Here is an 18,620-nt window from a genome sequence, read left to right as displayed (position 1 = left end):
AACTTTCACATCATCCGTCCTTGGAACGCCTGTGCTGAAGCAACGGACCTCCAAGTTCGCATTGATCTGAGGTGTAAGTGAACTCACATCCGGCGGGGCTGTTGCTTGTTTCGGCGTCATCGATCCGGCAGTGGCAGGTGATGCAATGCTTGGGTGCTGCGTATTTACGATTCTTCCTTAATTTGCCACGATGCTCAACAAGAAATTCGGCCGGTGGCTACCTTGGATCCTGCTTGTCGGGATGCCGCTCCTGTTCCTGACGGATGCGGCGGATCCGTATAAGACGATCCGGTGGACGGTGATGAGCGGTTTGGGCGTTTTGGTTTGGGCTTGGATTCCTGGAGGCGCCGGAACGTTGGGTGAGCGGGCTTGGCGGCATTGGGGCAAGCTGATGCAAGGTGTGGACCGGCGTGTGCTTGCAGGAATGTTGGTTTTCAACGGGATGGGGCTGGTAAGCATGCTGAATGCCCTGCATCCGATGGAGGCGCTCTGGGATGTATTGCGCTGGCTGATGGTGACGGGTTTGGTGATCGGGTTGGCCGGGGCCTTGCGGGAAAATCCCGAGGCAAAATCGGCGGTCTGGCGCGCGGGGACCGTCGCTGGACTGGTATTGGGTGGAATTTGGCTGCTTCAACGGGCCAATGTATTGGGCGAAATTCCGGAGGGAGGTGATTCGCAGGCAGCGACATTGGGCAATACCAACTTTTTCTCAGGGGCGATGGTGTTGCTTGCTTGTTGCGGCATCGGGGCCTTTTTGACTGAAAAAACGATCTGGCGTTGGTTGGGATTGGGTACAGCGCTGCTCTGCGCGGTTTTGAGCTGGCTGGGCAATACTTCCGGGGCCAATCTGGCTATGGGTGCGGCCTTGCTGGTATTGGCAGAGGGGTGGATGGTTTGGCGGTGGCCCGGCATGGTCTATGCACGCTCCCGGTGGTTGCGTGGAGCCGCCTTGGCGGCGGCCGTGATTTTTGTGGTAATCGGGTTTGTCTGGGTCATGGAACGTGCTCCCTTGGAGATTCAATTGGGAGCAGACAGCCAATTGGAGCGGGTGCTGATATGGCGGAAGTCCCTGGCGATGATTGGGGAGGCGCCAATCTTGGGGGTCGGTCCCGGACATTGGCATTATCACATCCTCCGTCACGGCGCTGTGAGCAATTTCCAAGGTTTCGCGACGCGGTACTTTATGGAAGCGCACAATGATTATCTGCAGCTTTTGGCGGAGCGTGGCGTGATCGGAGGTCTCGGATTTTTGGCCATGCTCGGAATGGCGTTGATGGGAAGTGCGAGCGGGAGTGCGAGCGGGAGTGCGAGCGGGAGTGCGAGTGCGAGTTTGGGAGCACTTGGCGCCCGCGCGGGGCTTGTGGCCTGGATGGTTTTTGCGTTGACGAATATGCCGGGTGAGCAACCTTATTTGACGGTCTTTTGGGTGATATTTGGCGGGATGCTGCTGGCAGAAAGCGTGCCCGTACCTTCATCAGCGGCCATCGCGACATCGAATGCGAATTGGGGGCAGCGTGCAAAATGGGCCTTGGCGGGTGTTTTTCTGCTGGCATCCTTGGGGAGCCTCGTTTTTCAGGGCCTTTCCATGCAAGCCGATCGTGCAAATTACAAGTTGTTGATGGCCAAAGGGCGTCAAGATTGGCCCAAAACGCAAAAATTGGCCCAGGCGGCGACTTCTTGGTACAATCCCGATGACCGCGTTTCAGGAACGCCATTGGTTTGGTACGAGGGCATTTCCTATTTGAGCATGGGTCGGGTAAAGGATGCGCTTCGGCAATTGCAGCTGGCGAAGCAGCAACATCCCTGGCATCCGCAAGTGAGCTCCAATCTCGGGGCAGCCTATTTCATGAACGGCCAAAACGACCTTGCCATTGCGGAATTGGAGGACCTTGTGGACCGCTTCCCGGCTTTTGACGAGGCACGGATGAACCTTTCAGAGATCTATCTTACGGTTGGCAAACGGGCAAAAGCGGGGGAATTGATCGATTATTGGCGGACACATACAGGAAATCCACAATTTGACGGGTACTATGCCAAGACCATAGCGTTACTGAAAGGCGGATCGATGGTAGCGCCCTGAGCAGGGTTCCGAATTGCTTGCAAGCAGGCGATCAAGGCGCTTGGAAATCCGGGATCTTTGCCTAACTTCGTTCCGACGAATCGGTAAGTGGCCATTTTCATGGTCAATCGCGCATTTTTCTTCAGTACAGCTCGGTTGTGGTAGGATTGATTTGAACGTAGATGTTCTTGATCGTATTACGCTATGAGAAAAATTGCATTCGTTTTGATGATGATTTTGGGGACTTCCGTGGCAATGCAAGCCCAAGGTCTACTCGTTTCTGCCAACCCCAATCCGATCCAACAAGGATACAACGGGAATCTGGTGATCACCGGTTCGGGCACCAATTTCAGCCGTGCCACCTGCGGCATCAACCTCAAGCTCACCCATGTGGGCAGCGGACAACAATACAACTTTGGAACTGCACCTTCAGGTGCGGGCTGGATGCCTGGATTCCCATGGCCCACTGATCTTTTGGCACAGGGCAACATTCTTATTCCTTCCAATGCCCCCGCTGGCTACTATGACGTGCAGTTGATGGGCTACGAAGGCGACTACTGCATCGGTCTGGTTACCAATGTCACTGCTCCATCCTTCATCTACATTGGTTCGGCTGGCCTTGTTCGGGGCCAAGTGGTGCACGACCTGGATAGTAACTGTACCAAAAACGGTGCTGACCAAGGGCTTGCCAACCAAATTGTTACGATTACCCCCGGTCCTTTTTACGCTGTCACCGATCCCAATGGCCAATTTTCCGTGCCGTTGGTGCCCGGCACCTATACCCTATCCACCCCCGCCCCTTCAGGCAGCATCATGGTATGCCCGGCCTCGCCTTATACGCGCACTGTTACGGTGAATACCGTAACCGACACCATCAACGGGATGGACTTCTTCGTGAAGGGAGACCATGTCGCCAATGTCAGTGTCACGGTCACGGCACCACCCATCGACCCGGATTCAGCAACTGTGCAGCCAATCTGTCTGTTGCCAATCCTACTTTCAATGACGCCCTGAATGTCGTGGCCAAGTTGGTAAAACCCTCCACATTTGTTTACAACAGCTTCAATGTGCCCCCGACAACCGTGAATGGCGACACTGCCATCTGGAATATCGGCACGCTTGCCTCCCAAGCCACCCGCTTGCTCAGTGCAACGGTCACCGTTCCTCCCAATACGCCCTTGCAATCGCCATTCACCTACGAAGGATATGTGACCACGAGCAGCCCTGAAAACAACGGCTACGACAATATCGGCAACTACAACGGCATCGTTGTTGGATCCTATGACCCCAACGACAAGCAGGTGTGGACCGCACAGGGCCTGAATGCGGATGGTTTCATCCTCGCGACCGACACGCTGCTGCGCTACCTCATCCGCTTCCAAAACACAGGCACCGACACGGCGTTCAATATCTCCGTTGCCGACCAAATCGATACCGAACTGGACATCTCATCCCTCAAAGTGGAGGCGGCAAGCAACAATTATCAAATCCAATTTCTCGACAGTTCCGGGCATGATTTGAAATTCCTTTTCCCCAACATCCTGTTGCCCGATAGCAACACCAACGAGGTTGCAAGCCACGGCTTCATCCAATATTCGGTGAAACTCAATGCCGGATTGCCGGAGGGAACCTTGATCAGCAACCGTGCAGACATCTATTTTGACTTCAATCAGCCCGTGCTGACCAATACCGTGCATTCCCGGATTTGTGCGATGTTGGGAACGGCATTCACGACTTCTGCGAATGGCTTGCAGATGAGTTTCACCGCCCCTGCGGCCGGCAATCCCACGACCTGGCAATGGGATTTTGGCGACGGCGGCACGAGTACCATAGCACAGCCTTCGCATACATTCAGCGCCAACGGGGTGTATCCGGTCTGCCTCACGATCGGCAATGCCTGCGGACGTAGCGAGACCATCTGTATGAATCTTTACCTTGGCGTCACGGCGACTTCTCAAAGCCAGGATGCCCTGCAGCGCTTTTCGGTTTCGCCCAATCCGGCGGCCGAAAATGTCCAAATAGAAGTGCTTGCAGACCGCCTCCGCGAGGCAGTGTTCACCCTGCGCGACGTGCAAGGCAAGCTGGTGGACCAATGGAATGTCAACGCAATTTTCGGGAAATATGTAAAACAGCTTTCGGTGGGCAACCTCGCTCCGGGACTGTACTTTTTGAATCTCCATTCACTGGAAACGCAATACACAGTGAAGCTGATGGTGGAATGAGCGTTTGGGAAACGCAGTTCCACCGAGGCCGGGCACAGTTGATGCCCGGCCTCTATTTTTTGGTTTGGGTGCGAGGCTTGGGTGCGAGGCTTGGGAGTGGGTACGACTTTTGGGTGTGGAATGGGAACATGAACCTCAGCGCGTCAAGACCAACTTTCCGCCGGAGACCATGAATTTCTGCTTTCCAATCTTGATCGTTTTGCCCTCTGCCAATTCGGCGAGGCCGGTGATTTCTTGTTCGATGGTAAACAGGGTGCCTCGGGTGAGCCGCACGAGTTCGATGTAATCTTTGTTGTAATAGCCTGAAAATGATCCGCAGAGGATGACATCGACCGGCAGGCCCAGATCCAAGACCTTTTTGATCAGCGACTTGTCGCGAATCGGCGCAAGATTGTCGGCAATCATGATCACCCGTTCGGGCTTTTGCTTGAGGGCTGCCACTCCTTTGAGAACGGCTTCGAGGTTGTTTTCGGGAAGATTTCCGCCGCCGCCCTTGCCCATCGCGAGCGTTGCTTTCGCCTCAATCTCTTCAATCTTTCCCGATTGGATGGGATAAACACCACCGGAATTGCCTATCGGCCCGTCTGGGCGGGCATCCCCATCGTTGAAAAAGGCATAGTTGTCGACCTTGGACACCGCATCGTTGAGTTTTCGCCAGAGAATCGTTTGGGTGGTGTAGGGATACATGCTCCCGGTGACATCCTCGACCACGATGACATTTTGCCATTCCCGGTGCCGGTTGAAGGTCGCCGTCACCACTGAATCCCGAAACGAACTTGTCGTCCAAGCATCCCAACTGCCCATGCGGTAATCAAATTTTGCACCAAACAGCTTGCCGCCACAATCCACCACCGTCTTGGGAATCAACAAGGTATCATACGCCACCGCCTTTTCTTTGCGCCGGTGCCAAAATCCTGCGGTATCAAACCGAATGCCTTTTTTCCGCTTGTATTTCAGCCGCGGCAGGTATTTTCCGGTATAGTAGGTATGCGGTTTGCGTTGGGTAATCGTATCCAAAATGGTGTCACAAACCGACAACAGCGGGATCGGAAGGTTGGAAACATAGGTTTTGGGCAAGGTATCGCCCAACCAACTGTGCATGGCATCGGCTTCGGAAGAACTGCGCATGGGAAACATTTTGCCAGCCTCCGTTTCAAATGCGGATTCCCGAAAATGGAACACAAAACCATGGAAAAGTGCCTGCGCCTGTGGTTTGTTCCGGTCTTGGACTTGCTCGATCAAGTGCCATTCGATGGCGGTATTGTCAAAGAGATTGGGCAACGCGAGTTTCAATGCCTCCAATCGCCTGCGATTCAATTCCACCTGCGAAAAAGACTTCGAATCCTTGTAGGAGGAATACACCAGATCAATGCGATAGATCGGCTTGGCTTTCAACAACTTGACAAGTTCGGGATTGTCGATTCCGGCATCGTCGAATCCCATCGACAAGGAACGCTGAAAGAAGGCCAATTGCCCCACATCGACACGGTCGGTCTTGGTAATTTCCCCGGTGAGGACATAGTCAATCGACACCATCTGGGCAGCCAACAGGGTTGGGACTGTCAACAAAATGGAGAGCAACAGAGTTTTTAGGGTAGCCATCAATTGCATTCTTGTTTGAATGAAAACGGAAATCCAGTCGAATTATTTCGCGGCTGTCGATATTCAGGAAAATTCCCTTCACGTACGATCCAAGAGACAGCCGGAAAATCGAAGGGTTGCGTCAGGATGAAATTTCTACGAATCGGATGGCTACAGGCTGAGAAACATCATTAGCGGTTTGCGATAAACCGCGCAGATCCAAGGGCGAAAACCGGGACCAAGATTCTCCGTTCCCTACCTCCGATTTTTCCCTTCAAATCCGGCACAAAATCCTTATTTTCGCCTAGATGATTTGGAATGTAAACCTTTGGCGTCGCGCTGTGGCAGCAAGAGGCTATCTATCAAGCCATTCGACTGCATCTCGCACCGATCGGAGAAATGGATGGCAAGGCTTGTTGGGCCTCCTTCTCTGCATTGTTTTGTTGAATCCGCAGGTCGTTTCCGCGCAGACGAAGATCAATTGGGATATCCCCTTCACGACTCCCCTTCCAGGCGACTCACTCGTTCCCCTGCAAACCTTGGTCGATCCGGCGATGCAGGCCGAACTCGTCAAAAACCTCAACCGCAACCCGCATTGGCGGCAGTTGATCGCCGAGAAGAAGATGGCTGTGGGCCTCGTGGACCTGCGCGACCGTGCCCACCTGCGCTTCGCACGCGTGAACGGCGACGAAATGATGTATGCGGCAAGCCTTCCCAAAATTGCCATCCTGCTGGCATCGATGGATGCGCTCGAAAAAAAGCAAATCCCTGAATCCAAGGAAGTTCTGGAAGATCTCCGGCTCATGATCAGCCATAGCGACAACGAAGCAAGTACGCGCATGATCGACCGCTTGACCTACGAGCGTATCGAAAAGGTGCTTTGCGACCCGCGGTACAAACTCTACGACCATGCTTGTGGCGGTGGTTTGTGGGTGGGCAAACGTTACGCCTCCGATGGCCGGCGGTATCCTGATCCGCTCAAAGGGCTGACCCATGCGGCAAGCGCAACACAGGTTTGCCGCTTCTACTACATGCTCATCAACGGTAAACTGGTCAACTACAAACGCTCCAAACAAATGCTGGACATCATGGTCGATCCGGCATTGCACCACAAGTTTGTCAATACTTTAGATCAAAAAACGCCGCAGGCCAAGCTTTTTCGCAAGTCCGGATCCTGGGAAAACTTTCATTCGGATTCGATCCTGGTTTGGGGCCCGCGAAGGCGCTACATCTTGGTCGGCTTGATCGAGGACCCTGACGGTGAACAGATTCTGCGCGACTTGGTCAATGTCATCGAGTTTGTACTTCATATCCCCGGCGCCTGATGATCCCTCCCAAACATATCCAAAACCCCATTCTGCCGGCATAGCCTACACCATGACCATTTACCAAGAGGCACTCCGCTATTTCCTGCGAAAAACCTTCGACTTGCGCGAAGGGGAAATGAAGCGTGCCTTGCTGATGCAGCTGAACATTTTCTTGATCATCTCGACCTTGCTCATCGTGAAGTCCACGGTACAGGCTTTGTTCGTGACGACCTACGGGAAGGAGAGTCTGCCCTTGGCATTTGTGATTGCGGCCATTCCGGCGGCGATCATCTCGACCGTGTATTCAAGGGTTTTGGCAAGATTGGCATTCAACAAGATCATCGTTGCGACCTTGGTCGGTTCCGTTGTCATGATGGCGATCCTTGCTACGTTCCTGATTTTTGACGTCTGGACGAGTTGGGCGGTGTACGTTTTCTACATCTGGATGACGATTTTTGCCCTGCTCTGCACCTCGCAATTCTGGATTCTGGCGAATATCGTTTTCAATGCGCGGGAGGCAAAACGCCTCTTTGGGTTTATCGGTGCAGGCGCAATTGCCGGCGGCATCTTTGGGGGCTACCTCGCTTCGGCCTTGGCAACTTTTATGACGAGCGAATCCCTGCTTTTTGTGGCTGCAGGTTTGCTTGCACTCTGCATTCCGATCACACGCCATATCTGGGCCGAATCGGTCGCGCCGATGCAGCAGCATATCCAGCAAAAGAAACGCATGGGCGGCATTCAGGAACATCCGATTTTGCTGATCCTCCATTCGCGGCACCTCACCTACCTGGCCATCATCATCGGCGTGAGCGTAATCGTCGCCAAACTCGTTGAATACCAATATACAGCAGTAGCTTCCGAACATTTTACCGACTCCGAGGAGTTGACCTCCTTCTTCGGATTTTGGCTTTCCACGCTGAGCATCATCTCGTTGCTCGTGCAGTTGTTTATCACGCACCGCGTGGTGGGCGTTTTTGGGGTGGGCACATCGCTTTTCCTGCTGCCCGCGGGCATTTTGGTGGGTGCCATTCTGCTGCTGATGTTTCCGGCGCTTTGGGCCGCAATTCTGATCCGTATCGCCGATGGCAGCCTCAAACAATCCATCAACAAGTCCGCCACCGAATTGCTCGCCTTGCCCATTCCGACGGACATCAAAAACCGCACAAAGTCGTTTATCGACGTTTTCATCGACTGTTTTGCATCCGGCATCGCGGGTTTGATTTTGATTTTCATCGTGATCGGCCTTGATCTGGATACGAGGGCCATCTGCCTGATTATCATCGCCTTGATTGCCGTTTGGATGTACTTTGCCTATTTGATTCGCAGAGAATACATCCGGTCCTTTAAACTCCGGATGGGCGAAAGTCAGGAAACCGCCACGCCGGCCACCCCCGATCCGGGACATGAATCGGTCTTGGGCGGTTTGATGCGTGTGTTGGAATCCGGCGACGAAGGTCAAATTGTATTTGTGTTGCGCAAGGTCGGTGAATTGCAGGACAAACGCTTCTTTGGGCATATTCGCAGCCTCTTGCACCATCCGTCACCGCGCATCCGTTCGGAAGCACTTCGGGCATTGTACTTCTATAAAAATGACCCCGTGATTGAGGAGGTCGAACCGTTGATTCAGGACGACGATGAAAGCGTCAAAATCAGCGCCTTTGAATATTTGCTGGAACATAGCCGGGATGACCGCTATCAGCGCATGGAGCGCTACTTGCGGGATGAAGACTACCGCGTCAGTGGGGCTGCCTTGGTCGGATTGGCCAAGGAAACCCGCGACAACCCAGGCTTGAAGCAGCGTTTTGCGTTGGAGCAACGCCTCAATGAAAGGCTGGAGGAAATCGTAGAGGAAGACGATCCCGAAAAGTTCAACCTGATGCGCAGCGACTTGCTCAAGGCGATCGGTCAGGCGAGCTGCATGCGGCTGTTTTTTGTGATCGAAAGTGCCTTTCACGATCCGGATCCGATGATTGTCAACACAGCGATTGAGGCAGCGGGCAAAACCTTGCACCTGTCATTTGTGCCTCCGTTGCTGGAAATGTTGGCCGATGAACGGTACTTTTCCAATGCACGGACGGCATTGCTGCACTATGGACATGGTATCGTCGAACCGATTTCGCAGCTGATCAAAGAGCCGGGCACCCGCCCCGATGTTGTGCGTTTGGTTCCTTCCGTTTTGGAGCGCATTGATTCCCAAGCCTCCGTGGATTGCGTATTGGATTTGCTTGACCACGAAGACCCGACAGTGCATATTGAGGCATTGCGGTCGTTGAATAACATGCGGATCAACCATCCGCACTTGCGCTTCCAGAAAAAGGCGATCATGCAACGGATTTTGGAGGAAGTCAAACTCTACCAAAGCACCTTGTCCGTGCTGTATTCGCAGAAAAAATTGCGGGCGGAGTCGCTGATGCATGTGCTCACACCTGAGGAAACCGCAGAAGACGTGGCGCGCGAAGCCCTGCTTAAGCTACTTGAAGCAAGGATGGACGGCAATTTGGAGCGCATTTTCCGCCTCCTCGGCCTCAAATATCCTACAGAAGACATCCTGCCGATCTACGAAGGCCTGCAAAGCAACAAACCCGACCTCCGCATCAATGCCGTCGAATTTCTGGAGAATCTGCTTGACGGAAGCCTGAAAAAAATGCTGATTCCGGTGCTGGAAACCGCCTTGCTCGATGGCATTACCGAGGAAGCCATTCAAAATCTCGACATCCGCATCCCCGACGAATATGCCTGTTACGAAACCTTGCTCCTCGGAAAGGACGTCAAGCTCAAGATGGCCGTACTCTATTTGATCGGCCATACCCATGATCAGAAATTCATGCCGCTGCTCAAGGACTACTCCTCTTCGCACGATCAGATGCAGATTCATGCTTATGCGAGTGAATTGAGAATTGAGAATTGAGAATTGAGAATTGAGAATTGAGAATTGAGAATTGAGAATTGAGAATTGAGAATTGAGAATTGAGAATTGAGAATTGAGAATGGAGAGTTGAGAGTTGAGAGTTGAGAAATCCGAAGGGTTCAGCGAAGCTAATTGAGAATTATGCTTATCGGGAACTTTACCAGTATGTACCAAACCATGTTTTCCATTTGTACCTGGCCCGGAGGGCCTGAATTTCGATAGCCCCGGATGAAGTCCGGGGTTGGATGCACCAATGATTTGATCCTCCGCCAGCCCCGCCTTGGGCGGGGCTGGCGGAGGAACCAGGTGGTGGGGCCATCAACCATGGACTTCACCGCTTCGCGGCACACGGCGTCCACGGCTATTGTTGTTTAGTTCTACTTTGTGACATTAGGTTCTCAGCCTTCGCCGTCGGTCGATATCCTTTTGTCTTTGTTTGTGCCTTTGCTCCATCTGCTCGTACCGACGTTCGAATAATCCATGATTATCATCGAGCAATGCTTGCATCAGCAGCCTGAGGTCGCGCATGCTCAGCAGTGGGTGTTCGCGCTGGAAAAAGATGCGCTCCTTGAGCAAGAAGAGCATGCCCATCACGACTAAGGCCATGTGGTGGTACCATGCCTGCCACTTGCGGACCTGGTAATCGGCCAACCCCATCTCGCTTTTGGCGTCTTGGAAACACCGCTCGATCCAATAGCGCTGGGCTTGCATGAAGACCATTCGCTGGAGTGTGAGCGTGCCCTCCGGAGCATTTGTGAGGGCATATTTGATGGCGTCCTCGCCCGGCGTATTGCGCAATATGAGTGTCCATTGGAATGGCTCCACGGCGTCTGGAGGCCATATCCAAGCGGTCGTGGCATGCGCCCACGCCCTGAGCGGCCCCTTGGCGGTGTCACGCACGAACACCTCGATCCATTGCCCTGGGCGAGCGAAGCCGCATACGCGTCAACCCGCATGGCCCCTGCCTGGCGGGACTCAGGGCGCGCAAGCCAAATGAGCTGGTCGGAGTGCACGTCGAACAGGAAGGTCTCCCCGATCTCTGCAATTGCCATGCAAAGCTCCGAATTGTCCCCGTAGAGGCCGTCCCCGCCGATGCACCCGAACTCTACGCCCGCGCCTTGGCCTCGCAAATCATCTCCAGCGCCAACTGCGGCTTGGTCATGCACATCCGGTGCCACCCGGGGATTCCTGCCTGGATGCACCGCTTCGTCGTCTGCCCAAACCTTGGGCAGATAAAGCCGCGTGTCGATCAGGCAGGCTTCGCCGAGGGCATTGACAAGCGATGCAAAGACAGCGACCTGACAGTTGTCCACCTTGCCCGCAGTACCCGAATATTGGCGGGAAACACCCACCGATGCGTCACCCTTCTTCAGGAAGCCCGTCTCATCGATCAGCAGCATCGTGTCTTCCCGCCATCTCGTTCAGGATTTGCGATGCCTGCTGGCCGATCAGCTTGAACACCGCAAAGGAATCCCATGGCGAGTCGGTGACGAATTGCTGGGTCGCCTGATAATTTGGGTTGGGTAATTCCTCGGCCATCCTCTCCATGTTTCGCTTGCCGCGTTCGGCCTTGATCAGGCCCTCGATATAATCGGCGGCCAGTCGGACGTGTCATGCGTACGAGCAAAGGCTCTCGCGGAACGGTTCAGGTGCCCATCCAAACCGGCCTTGAGGGGCCGAAAGTGTTTTCTCCTGTACTCATAGTCGTTTTGACATTTTAACCCCTTGACTGAGAGTGTTTTAAAATTTTACAACACTCTCGCTTCGGGTACTATCCTGAGGAACAAGTTCGTGAAATTGGCTACCATTCGCAAGCAAATCAGGCGTTCACTTATGCACATAGATACTCACAATCTGCTCACTCTCAGATACTTTAGTGCACACAAATTGGTCATTATGGAACTTAACAAAGTAGAATTAGGCCCTCCGGGCCATCCAAAGCACAAATCAGATTGCTACTGGCAAAGTTCCCGACAAGCATTTAGAATAATCCAATCCCCGGTAAAGTATAGTGTGGGGCATGCCCGTAGGGCTTGAATTTGTTGTCATCCTCCAATCCCTTCGATCGATTCCAACGCTTCACAGGTTGCAAGCGCGAAGCAATTTAGACTTCGTGACGCTCACAATTCGGCAAAGAAGGCAAGCATAGGCTTGGAAATGATTGTAAACGCATTCCATCACCATGATGCCGAGCCTACCGAATCGCTTGCCTATCAATTCGGCAATGGTACAGGCCGTTGCTGTGAAGTGAATGCTGTGAGATATGCAACGGGAAGGCGTATTTCTGTAATGCGATTCTTGTCTGGAAAAGTCAGATTTGAAAAAGTTAAAACAGAAATTCGGAGTCAAGAATGGAAACGATTAAAACAGAAGCTACCAATGAAAAAGTGTTGTCGACAATCAACAACGTGGGGAATATTCATCAGAATCCCGAACTGAAGGCAATTTTGTCGCTGCGCAATTTTAATTCGATTTTAGAACAGCATTACTCCGAAATCATTGAGATCGAAAGCGAAACTGACAAGCTGAACGTCCAATCCTTGGTATTGGGGGAAGCCAATTGCGATGCAACGCAGTTGTGGAAATGGCAGGATGCCTTGAAGGATTTTAATGCAGCCGTCGTAGCCGTCAACGTCGTTTTGACAACGCTGAAGCAAAAAACCGCGCAACGAGAACGCTCAGATTCTTCCGCCTTGTGGCAGACATTTGAACTGCAATTGAACAATCTCAGAGCCGCCTACGCGCGTTTGGAGGCAATGGGACAAGAAATTTTGCCTCCCGATTCCCAATTGAATTGGAAGCAAAACATCTGCAATTTTGAAGCAAAGGTTCTTCCCCTGATCGTTGCTTATGGACATGCCTGTCGTATTGAGCTAAAAATGATCGAACGGTTTTCGCCTGAGGAACTCGATCAAGTGACGCAAATTATGGTCGAGCATATTCCGGAGAACTTCAGTTTGGCCGAAGCGGATCAATATGAAAAAGACTACCTCGCAGCACTGCGCAATTTCAAGAAGGAATTCAGCAAGAAGAAAAATCTCTGGGACAGGTTTTTGGACGTGTTGGCAGGTGGCGATCATCAATCCCCTTCAGAACACGTGATGATGTCGCGTTGGCTTGACGGAGAAAAAGGAGACGAATTGTAAGGAAATCCGAAGCAGGGAATGCAATCAATTGACTAGGCTGCATTTAACGCAATTGAAAAGTTCGCTTTCAGCATCACGAGCATCCATCTTGTGGCGCGGCTTGGCGTTGAAAGTGATGGGTTAGGCGCAAAAACGGGAAGAACTTAAAACCCACTCACATCCAACTTCGGAACTTCAGGTTATTGCCTCGTCAGCGTTACGCTTCCGCTTCCGTTCAACACTCCATTTGAATCAAGGGTGTTCATCGAGAGGTTGATGGCATTGTCTTCCGTACCAAAAATCGTTGCAAGCCCAACAGGCCAAGTAGAGGAGCACAAATGCTTTTAATAATAAAATATGCCTGTCTGAACCTTTACCAATAGCAGTCTCATTTTTGCTTTGGATGGCCCTCCGGGCCATTACAAATCGAAAACATGGTCACGGATTCACTTGCCAAGTTCCCGTTATGCATCTAAGGAAATTCATGCCCTTCGTGCCATTTTGGAATCGAAAACGTGGTAACGGGCTTGCTGGCAATCATCCCGATAAGCATTTTCCTCAAAGCCCCCGGATCACCTTTTCAATCCTCCCAGCCAGGATCATGTGATCAGTACCGGAGTTTTTACGCAGGACGTTGGACATGAGCGCGACCATGTACACCAAGCTGTCGCCATGCTCGACGATGGCGACGGAGTTCATGTAATTGTCGACGTTGCCTTTGTATTTTCCGCAGGAGAATCCCTCCTCGGGTTTGCATTTATAAAGGCTGCCCGACTTGAAATAGACCGCCGCATTGGCAAGATCCTTGGAGGAGGCGTAGCGAATGCGACGATCCGTGCTGTACATGAGCCGCTTGATTTCCAGACTCGATTCCGGATCGACGATTTTGCCGCGTTCCATGGCGACGAGGTATTTCATCAGACCGAATGGGGTACCTGTACTTCCGCCCCGCGCAGGAACGTAGCTGCCTGCACCGCGCGTGAAGAGGGTCCCCAAACGCCATTCATCGCGGCTGATGCCCAAACTTTGCAGCGGATCGTTGACGACGCCGATGGCGATATCCGTCAGTTGACTTTTAGGGGTCTTGCTGAAATACTCCGTGGCCTGTGCCTCCGTCAAGGTCGGATAATCCTTACCAAAAACCCGCATCAACATCGCTTCACGCCATACCACGGCAGCAGCACCATTGTTGCTTACCGAAATCATATGGTCGGCCCATTCCAACACGGAAAAGGTGTCGCTTGGAATGACGGTGCGCTTCAGGAATTTTTTGGTCGTCGGATTGTAAATGGGCACGGTATGCTCATCTGACATGGCCCATTGGCCACCGCGGACCACTTTGGTTTTGATCAATTCGAGGCGCTTTTCATAAGATTCCGGATAAATCTCCTTCAATTCGCAGAAAAGACCGGCAATCACCGCCAACTTGCCTACGGAACCCGGCTGATAGCCTGCCAATTCCTTGCGCTGCGCGTAGCGGATCGGGCGGCCCGGTGAAATATCCAACACCGCAATCGAGTACGCCGAAGAAAGGCCACCAAACAAGGCATTGATCGCTTTTTGCAGGGCAGAATCAACAGGTGGCAGGGCCACCAAACTGTCGCCTTTTGGGCCGAGCAGATTGAGTTTGATGTCGTTGATCGACTTCATCTGCCCTTTCAGCAGGGCTTTTTCCTTGGGAAGCAATCCGTCAACGATGTCTTGCACGCGCGCAAGCCGCCTGATGCCAGAATACTTGTAGCCATCGATCGGGTAGGCCGACGAAGTCTGGATAAAACCAGTGACCAATGTGAAGGCCAAGAAAAACAGTAGGGTTTTGGTCGCTTTCATCTTAAAAGGTCGCATTGAGGGGAATCAATTTGGAATCGGGCATCACCGGGGTGATGCTGCGGAGGTAGTCGTTGGCCAAGGCATTTTTGTTCTCCACGAAGGGTCGAACCTGGAACAGCCATATTTTGTCTTCCTTGAAGCCGAGTTCGATGTCCCAAGGACCTTTGCTTTCGACGTTTTCAGCGGTGGCCATTTTGGCTTTGATCTGTGCTGCCATTTCGCGCAAGGCCTTCAGATTTTTGGTCTTCAACACAGGGCGCTCGAAGGTCAGCATCTGCTTTCCCGTACCGCCGGTGACGGGCAAGGTATTGCAATAGGGCTCTCTTGCCGGCGAAATCAAGGTCGTGCCACCATTGGCGCGCAGCAAAAACGATTCGGCAGCCTGACCATCCACTGCGCCACCTGCTCCGCGACTGAATGCGATGGTGATGTCCTCCGGATTGTCGTTTTGAATGCCCTTGGTCACCATCACCCCTGAATATTCGACATCAACACTTGGAATTACCAAAATTGACGGGAATACATTCTCAGGGTCATTCAGGTATTTTTGGCGCCATTTGTAGCTGCGCTCGGTATAGGGCGATGCCCAAACTTCGCGGATTCCCATCAAAATCTTGTCGACCTCGACAGCATTAAAAATCGTTTTGTTCAAACCCGCACCCGTGAAGTCCTTGAGGTCTTCCATATTGGTGTCGCTGCGTAAAAAGACCGGAATTTTGCCCATTTCAGCATGGAGGACTTCCTTGAAACAATCCTTCATGTCCTGGACAAACTCAGGTAGCAGCGGCATTTGCATGATTTGCTCCCGCAATTTGGCCAAACCATCCAAGGTATAGGTTTCGATTTCTCCTTCCGACTTTCCGGTGTCCCGCATGGCGCTCGCCGTATCAAAGATGCGGTTGACAAATTCCCAGTAAGTTTCCGTTTTGCCGTTCATTTTCTGATCCAAGTGGGCCCTGAAAATGCCGAATGGAATCACAAAACCATCGACAACATGATCCGGGAACATGTTTTTGAGCTGCCCAAGATTGGCTGCTTTTGGACCACAAAGTTTGCCTGAATCGCCTGCACGCAGTTCGCTGAGATTGACCACTTTGGTTTGAAGCAAGTTGATGCGCTCCACAGGAACAGTGATTCGCTCTTCTTTGCGTTTCTTGACTTCGAATAGCTTTTTCTCCTCTTCGGTCATTTTGTCCACATGCTTCATGATCACCGTGCCTTCGTTGGAAACAGCGAAAAACACCATTTGACCGTCGTATTTCTGCAATGCTTCCAGATTTTGAAGGCTCAACACGGCGTTGGGAATCCCAAGGTTGCGGGCGAGCAATTGCACGTGGGAAACGATATTGCCTTCGGTCACGGTCATGATTCCTGCCAATGGCTTCAAATCAGCTGGCGGACGGTTGAATGCATAAATTTTATCGTTGGTCACGACGACTTCGTTTTCATCGCCCATGGCGACGACCAACTGTCCCTTGGCATAGCCCGGATTCACGCCACGCATGCGGCTCTGTTCGGGGATATCCATCACCTGATTGCTGAATTTCGCTTCGCGGGCAACAAAATCACCCAATTTACCGACACTCATTCCCAAATGCAGCAGCACCGAGCCCCGGATGCGGTCGTCCAAAAATCCAAAGGCGAGTGGCTCAAATCCGCCCACCAAATTCATCGTTTCATTGTACACACCGCGTCCCATGCCCGTCGCCCATTCAACATGGCTGCGGGAGACGTCTGCGTAGCGGTTCAATTCGCCGAGGGAAATCCCCTCTTTTTTGGGCGGACGGATCAAAAATTCGGTTCCCTCCCACTCCCACCGTTCGAGGAAGCCGCCCGCTGCAGCTGCCCAACTGAGTGCATAGACCTTTTCAAGTTCCTCGCGCACGGTTTTGGTTTCCCAAGCTGCGGCTTCGCGGAAGAGGATGCTTTCAAGTTGGTTGGAGAGGTCGAGCAGGGCCAAGCGTGCCCGTGGTTTGGTCTCGTTGAGCAGTTCGATGCGGATTTTCCACATCATTTCGGAGAATGCGGTGGCGCGCGCTGCGCCGGCTTCGGTCTTGCCTTGGGCTACTATGAAGTCCGCAATGGTCTTGCGCAAAGGGGATTCGGCGGGCATTTTTGCCAGATACTTTTCCAAGGAAGTCAATTGAACCGGGGCAAACACGGTTTCCATGTCCTTGAGCAATGTGGCGAACTGTGCATTTTGGCCTGCGCTCAATTTGGCGCGGTGCTTGGCTTGGAAATCGCGCACCAAGGCGATGTCGGTGGCCTCGGGCTGATTGTGAATCTTGATGCGAATGTCCATGAAGGGGCCGTATTCGTCGCCCAAAACGCGGGAAACGGCCCGGATGTTCTGGGTTTTGCTGTCGTCACCTTGGTGGGGAATGTCTTTTGCTGCCTGACGAAGGAGGAAAAAATTCTGCTTCACCACATCGTCCTTGGCGAGCAACCATTCGAAGAATGCGATCCCCCAGGCTTCTTCGTCCTCGGCTTGGGTTGCACCTCTATAGTATTGTCCGCGGCGGTTGACCCAGCCATCGTCGGCATTCATCAAAAAGCGCTCAATTTGATATTGTTTGAGGCGGGATTGTCTGAAATCGGCATCCCAGAACTCTACCTTGCCGGTTTTGGCGAGGATTTGCCCGAGGTACACGTGGTTGGTTTTGGCCAAGGCCTCTACCTCATCTTTGTACCGTGCCCGCTGCAGGTTGTTTTTGTTTTGCTCGGCGCATCCTACTTTGGGTTCGGCATAACTCCCGTCGGCACAGTACCAACGGATGTCCTTGTAAGGCCCGCGCATGTCCAGCTTGTAGGCTGCGATCATCTTTTTGATGGCCTCATTGTCCTTGGGTTGTGCGGAAACCGTGGCAAATGCGACAAAAAGGAACAAAAAGAGAAAATAGAATCTGGTGCTTTTGATCATCTAAAATTCGGCATTCAATACGGTTGCGAAAGTACAAAAAAGCATGGGAATTTGCGGGAAACAGGTGAATGGTTTTTTGGCCCCATTTCAATGTCTTGAGCGCATCTCGCTATCGATGAACCATGTTTCCAGACATAGGCGGTGGAATCTTGGAATATGCTTGTCGGGATGCTTGCAAGTGATGCTTTGATGGCCCGGAGGGCCTAACCGTCAACACGAATGACTGCCACGCTTTCGAATCAGCTTTTAAACAACCAGGAAAAAAAAAACAAAGGGCCGAAACCGGGGGGGGGGGCAACCCCCCCCCCCGGGGCCCCGCCGGCCCCCCCCCCCGGGGCCCCGGCCGGGGCGGGGCCCCCCGCCCCTCCCCGCCGGGGGCCCGGGGGGGCGGGGTCCCTTTGGGTCCTTTTTTTTCTTCTTTTTTTTCTTGGGTTCTCGGCCGGGGGGGGGGTTTTGGGGGGGGGTTTGGGGTGTTTGTTTTCTTCGGGGGGGGGGGGGGGTTTTCCCTTCCCTGGGTCGGGGTTGGGGGGGGGGGGGGGGTTCCCCTTTTTTTGGGGGGGGGGTTTGCCCGGGCCCCGCCTCCTGGGGGGTTGCCCCCTTAAATAAAGGGGACTTTTTTTTTTTGTGAAAATTTTCACTGGTAGGTCCGAATAAGCATATTCAAAAAC

11 protein-coding genes are annotated in these 18,620 nt (G+C 52.7%); 6 read left to right on the top strand and 5 right to left on the bottom strand.

The window, feature by feature from the left end; translation table 11 throughout:
* The first annotated feature begins 190 nt into the window (after positions 1-190).
* The 3 genes from IPN95_24345 (at position 191) to IPN95_24335 (ending at position 4,281) form a co-directional block, all read left to right on the top strand.
* Complete coding sequence (locus IPN95_24345; protein MBK9452497.1) at positions 191-2,080, top strand: O-antigen ligase family protein; 1,890 nt, start codon at positions 191-193, stop codon at positions 2,078-2,080.
* Between the two features lie 183 nt (positions 2,081-2,263).
* Positions 2,264-3,073 carry a hypothetical protein gene (locus tag IPN95_24340; protein MBK9452496.1) on the top strand — a complete coding sequence of 270 codons (810 nt, stop codon included), beginning with the start codon at positions 2,264-2,266 and terminating at the stop codon, positions 3,071-3,073.
* Positions 3,074-3,078: 5 nt separating this feature from the next.
* Positions 3,079-4,281 carry a PKD domain-containing protein gene (locus tag IPN95_24335; GenBank protein MBK9452495.1) on the top strand — a complete coding sequence of 401 codons (1,203 nt, stop codon included), beginning with the start codon at positions 3,079-3,081 and terminating at the stop codon, positions 4,279-4,281.
* Between the two features lie 135 nt (positions 4,282-4,416).
* Here IPN95_24335 and IPN95_24330 read toward each other — a convergent pair whose 3' ends face one another.
* Positions 4,417-5,883 carry a hypothetical protein gene (locus tag IPN95_24330; GenBank protein ID MBK9452494.1) on the bottom strand — a complete coding sequence of 489 codons (1,467 nt, stop codon included), beginning with the start codon at positions 5,881-5,883 and terminating at the stop codon, positions 4,417-4,419.
* A gap of 533 nt (positions 5,884-6,416) precedes the next feature.
* On the opposite strand from IPN95_24330, the gene IPN95_24325 reads away from it, so the two are divergent.
* Positions 6,417-7,187, top strand: a complete 771-nt coding sequence (locus IPN95_24325; protein MBK9452493.1) for a serine hydrolase — start codon at positions 6,417-6,419, stop codon at positions 7,185-7,187.
* A 52-nt stretch (positions 7,188-7,239) separates the two neighbouring features.
* A complete protein-coding gene (locus tag IPN95_24320; GenBank protein MBK9452492.1) occupies positions 7,240-10,077 on the top strand; it encodes a HEAT repeat domain-containing protein in 2,838 nt (945 codons plus the stop codon).
* 596 nt (positions 10,078-10,673) lie between these two features.
* On the opposite strand, the gene IPN95_24315 is transcribed toward IPN95_24320, so the two are convergent.
* The gene (locus IPN95_24315) at positions 10,674-11,477 is read right to left on the bottom strand and encodes a transposase (GenBank protein MBK9452491.1); all 804 of its coding nucleotides are present in this window, start codon (positions 11,475-11,477) and stop codon (positions 10,674-10,676) included.
* A complete protein-coding gene (locus IPN95_24310) occupies positions 11,461-11,616 on the bottom strand; it encodes a hypothetical protein (GenBank protein ID MBK9452490.1) in 156 nt (51 codons plus the stop codon). The genes IPN95_24315 and IPN95_24310 overlap by 17 nt, the downstream gene beginning before the upstream one ends.
* Before the next feature lie 812 nt (positions 11,617-12,428).
* Between IPN95_24310 and IPN95_24305 the strand changes: the two genes are divergently transcribed.
* Entirely contained in the window at positions 12,429-13,223 is a 795-nt protein-coding gene (locus IPN95_24305) for a hypothetical protein (protein ID MBK9452489.1), read from the top strand.
* A 537-nt stretch (positions 13,224-13,760) separates the two neighbouring features.
* Here IPN95_24305 and IPN95_24300 read toward each other — a convergent pair.
* Positions 13,761-15,032: a serine hydrolase gene (locus IPN95_24300; GenBank protein MBK9452488.1), complete on the bottom strand. Its 1,272-nt coding sequence runs from the start codon at positions 15,030-15,032 to the stop codon at positions 13,761-13,763.
* Between the two features lies 1 nt (position 15,033).
* Positions 15,034-17,952, bottom strand: a complete 2,919-nt coding sequence (locus IPN95_24295) for a phosphoenolpyruvate synthase (GenBank protein ID MBK9452487.1) — start codon at positions 17,950-17,952, stop codon at positions 15,034-15,036.
* Between the last annotated feature and the right edge of the window lie 668 nt (positions 17,953-18,620).

It is taken from the genome of Bacteroidota bacterium, assembly GCA_016718825.1.
In the GTDB taxonomy this organism is placed as follows: Bacteria; Bacteroidota; Bacteroidia; order J057; family JADKCL01; genus JADKCL01.
This window is presented reverse-complemented; position numbering and strand designations above follow the sequence as displayed.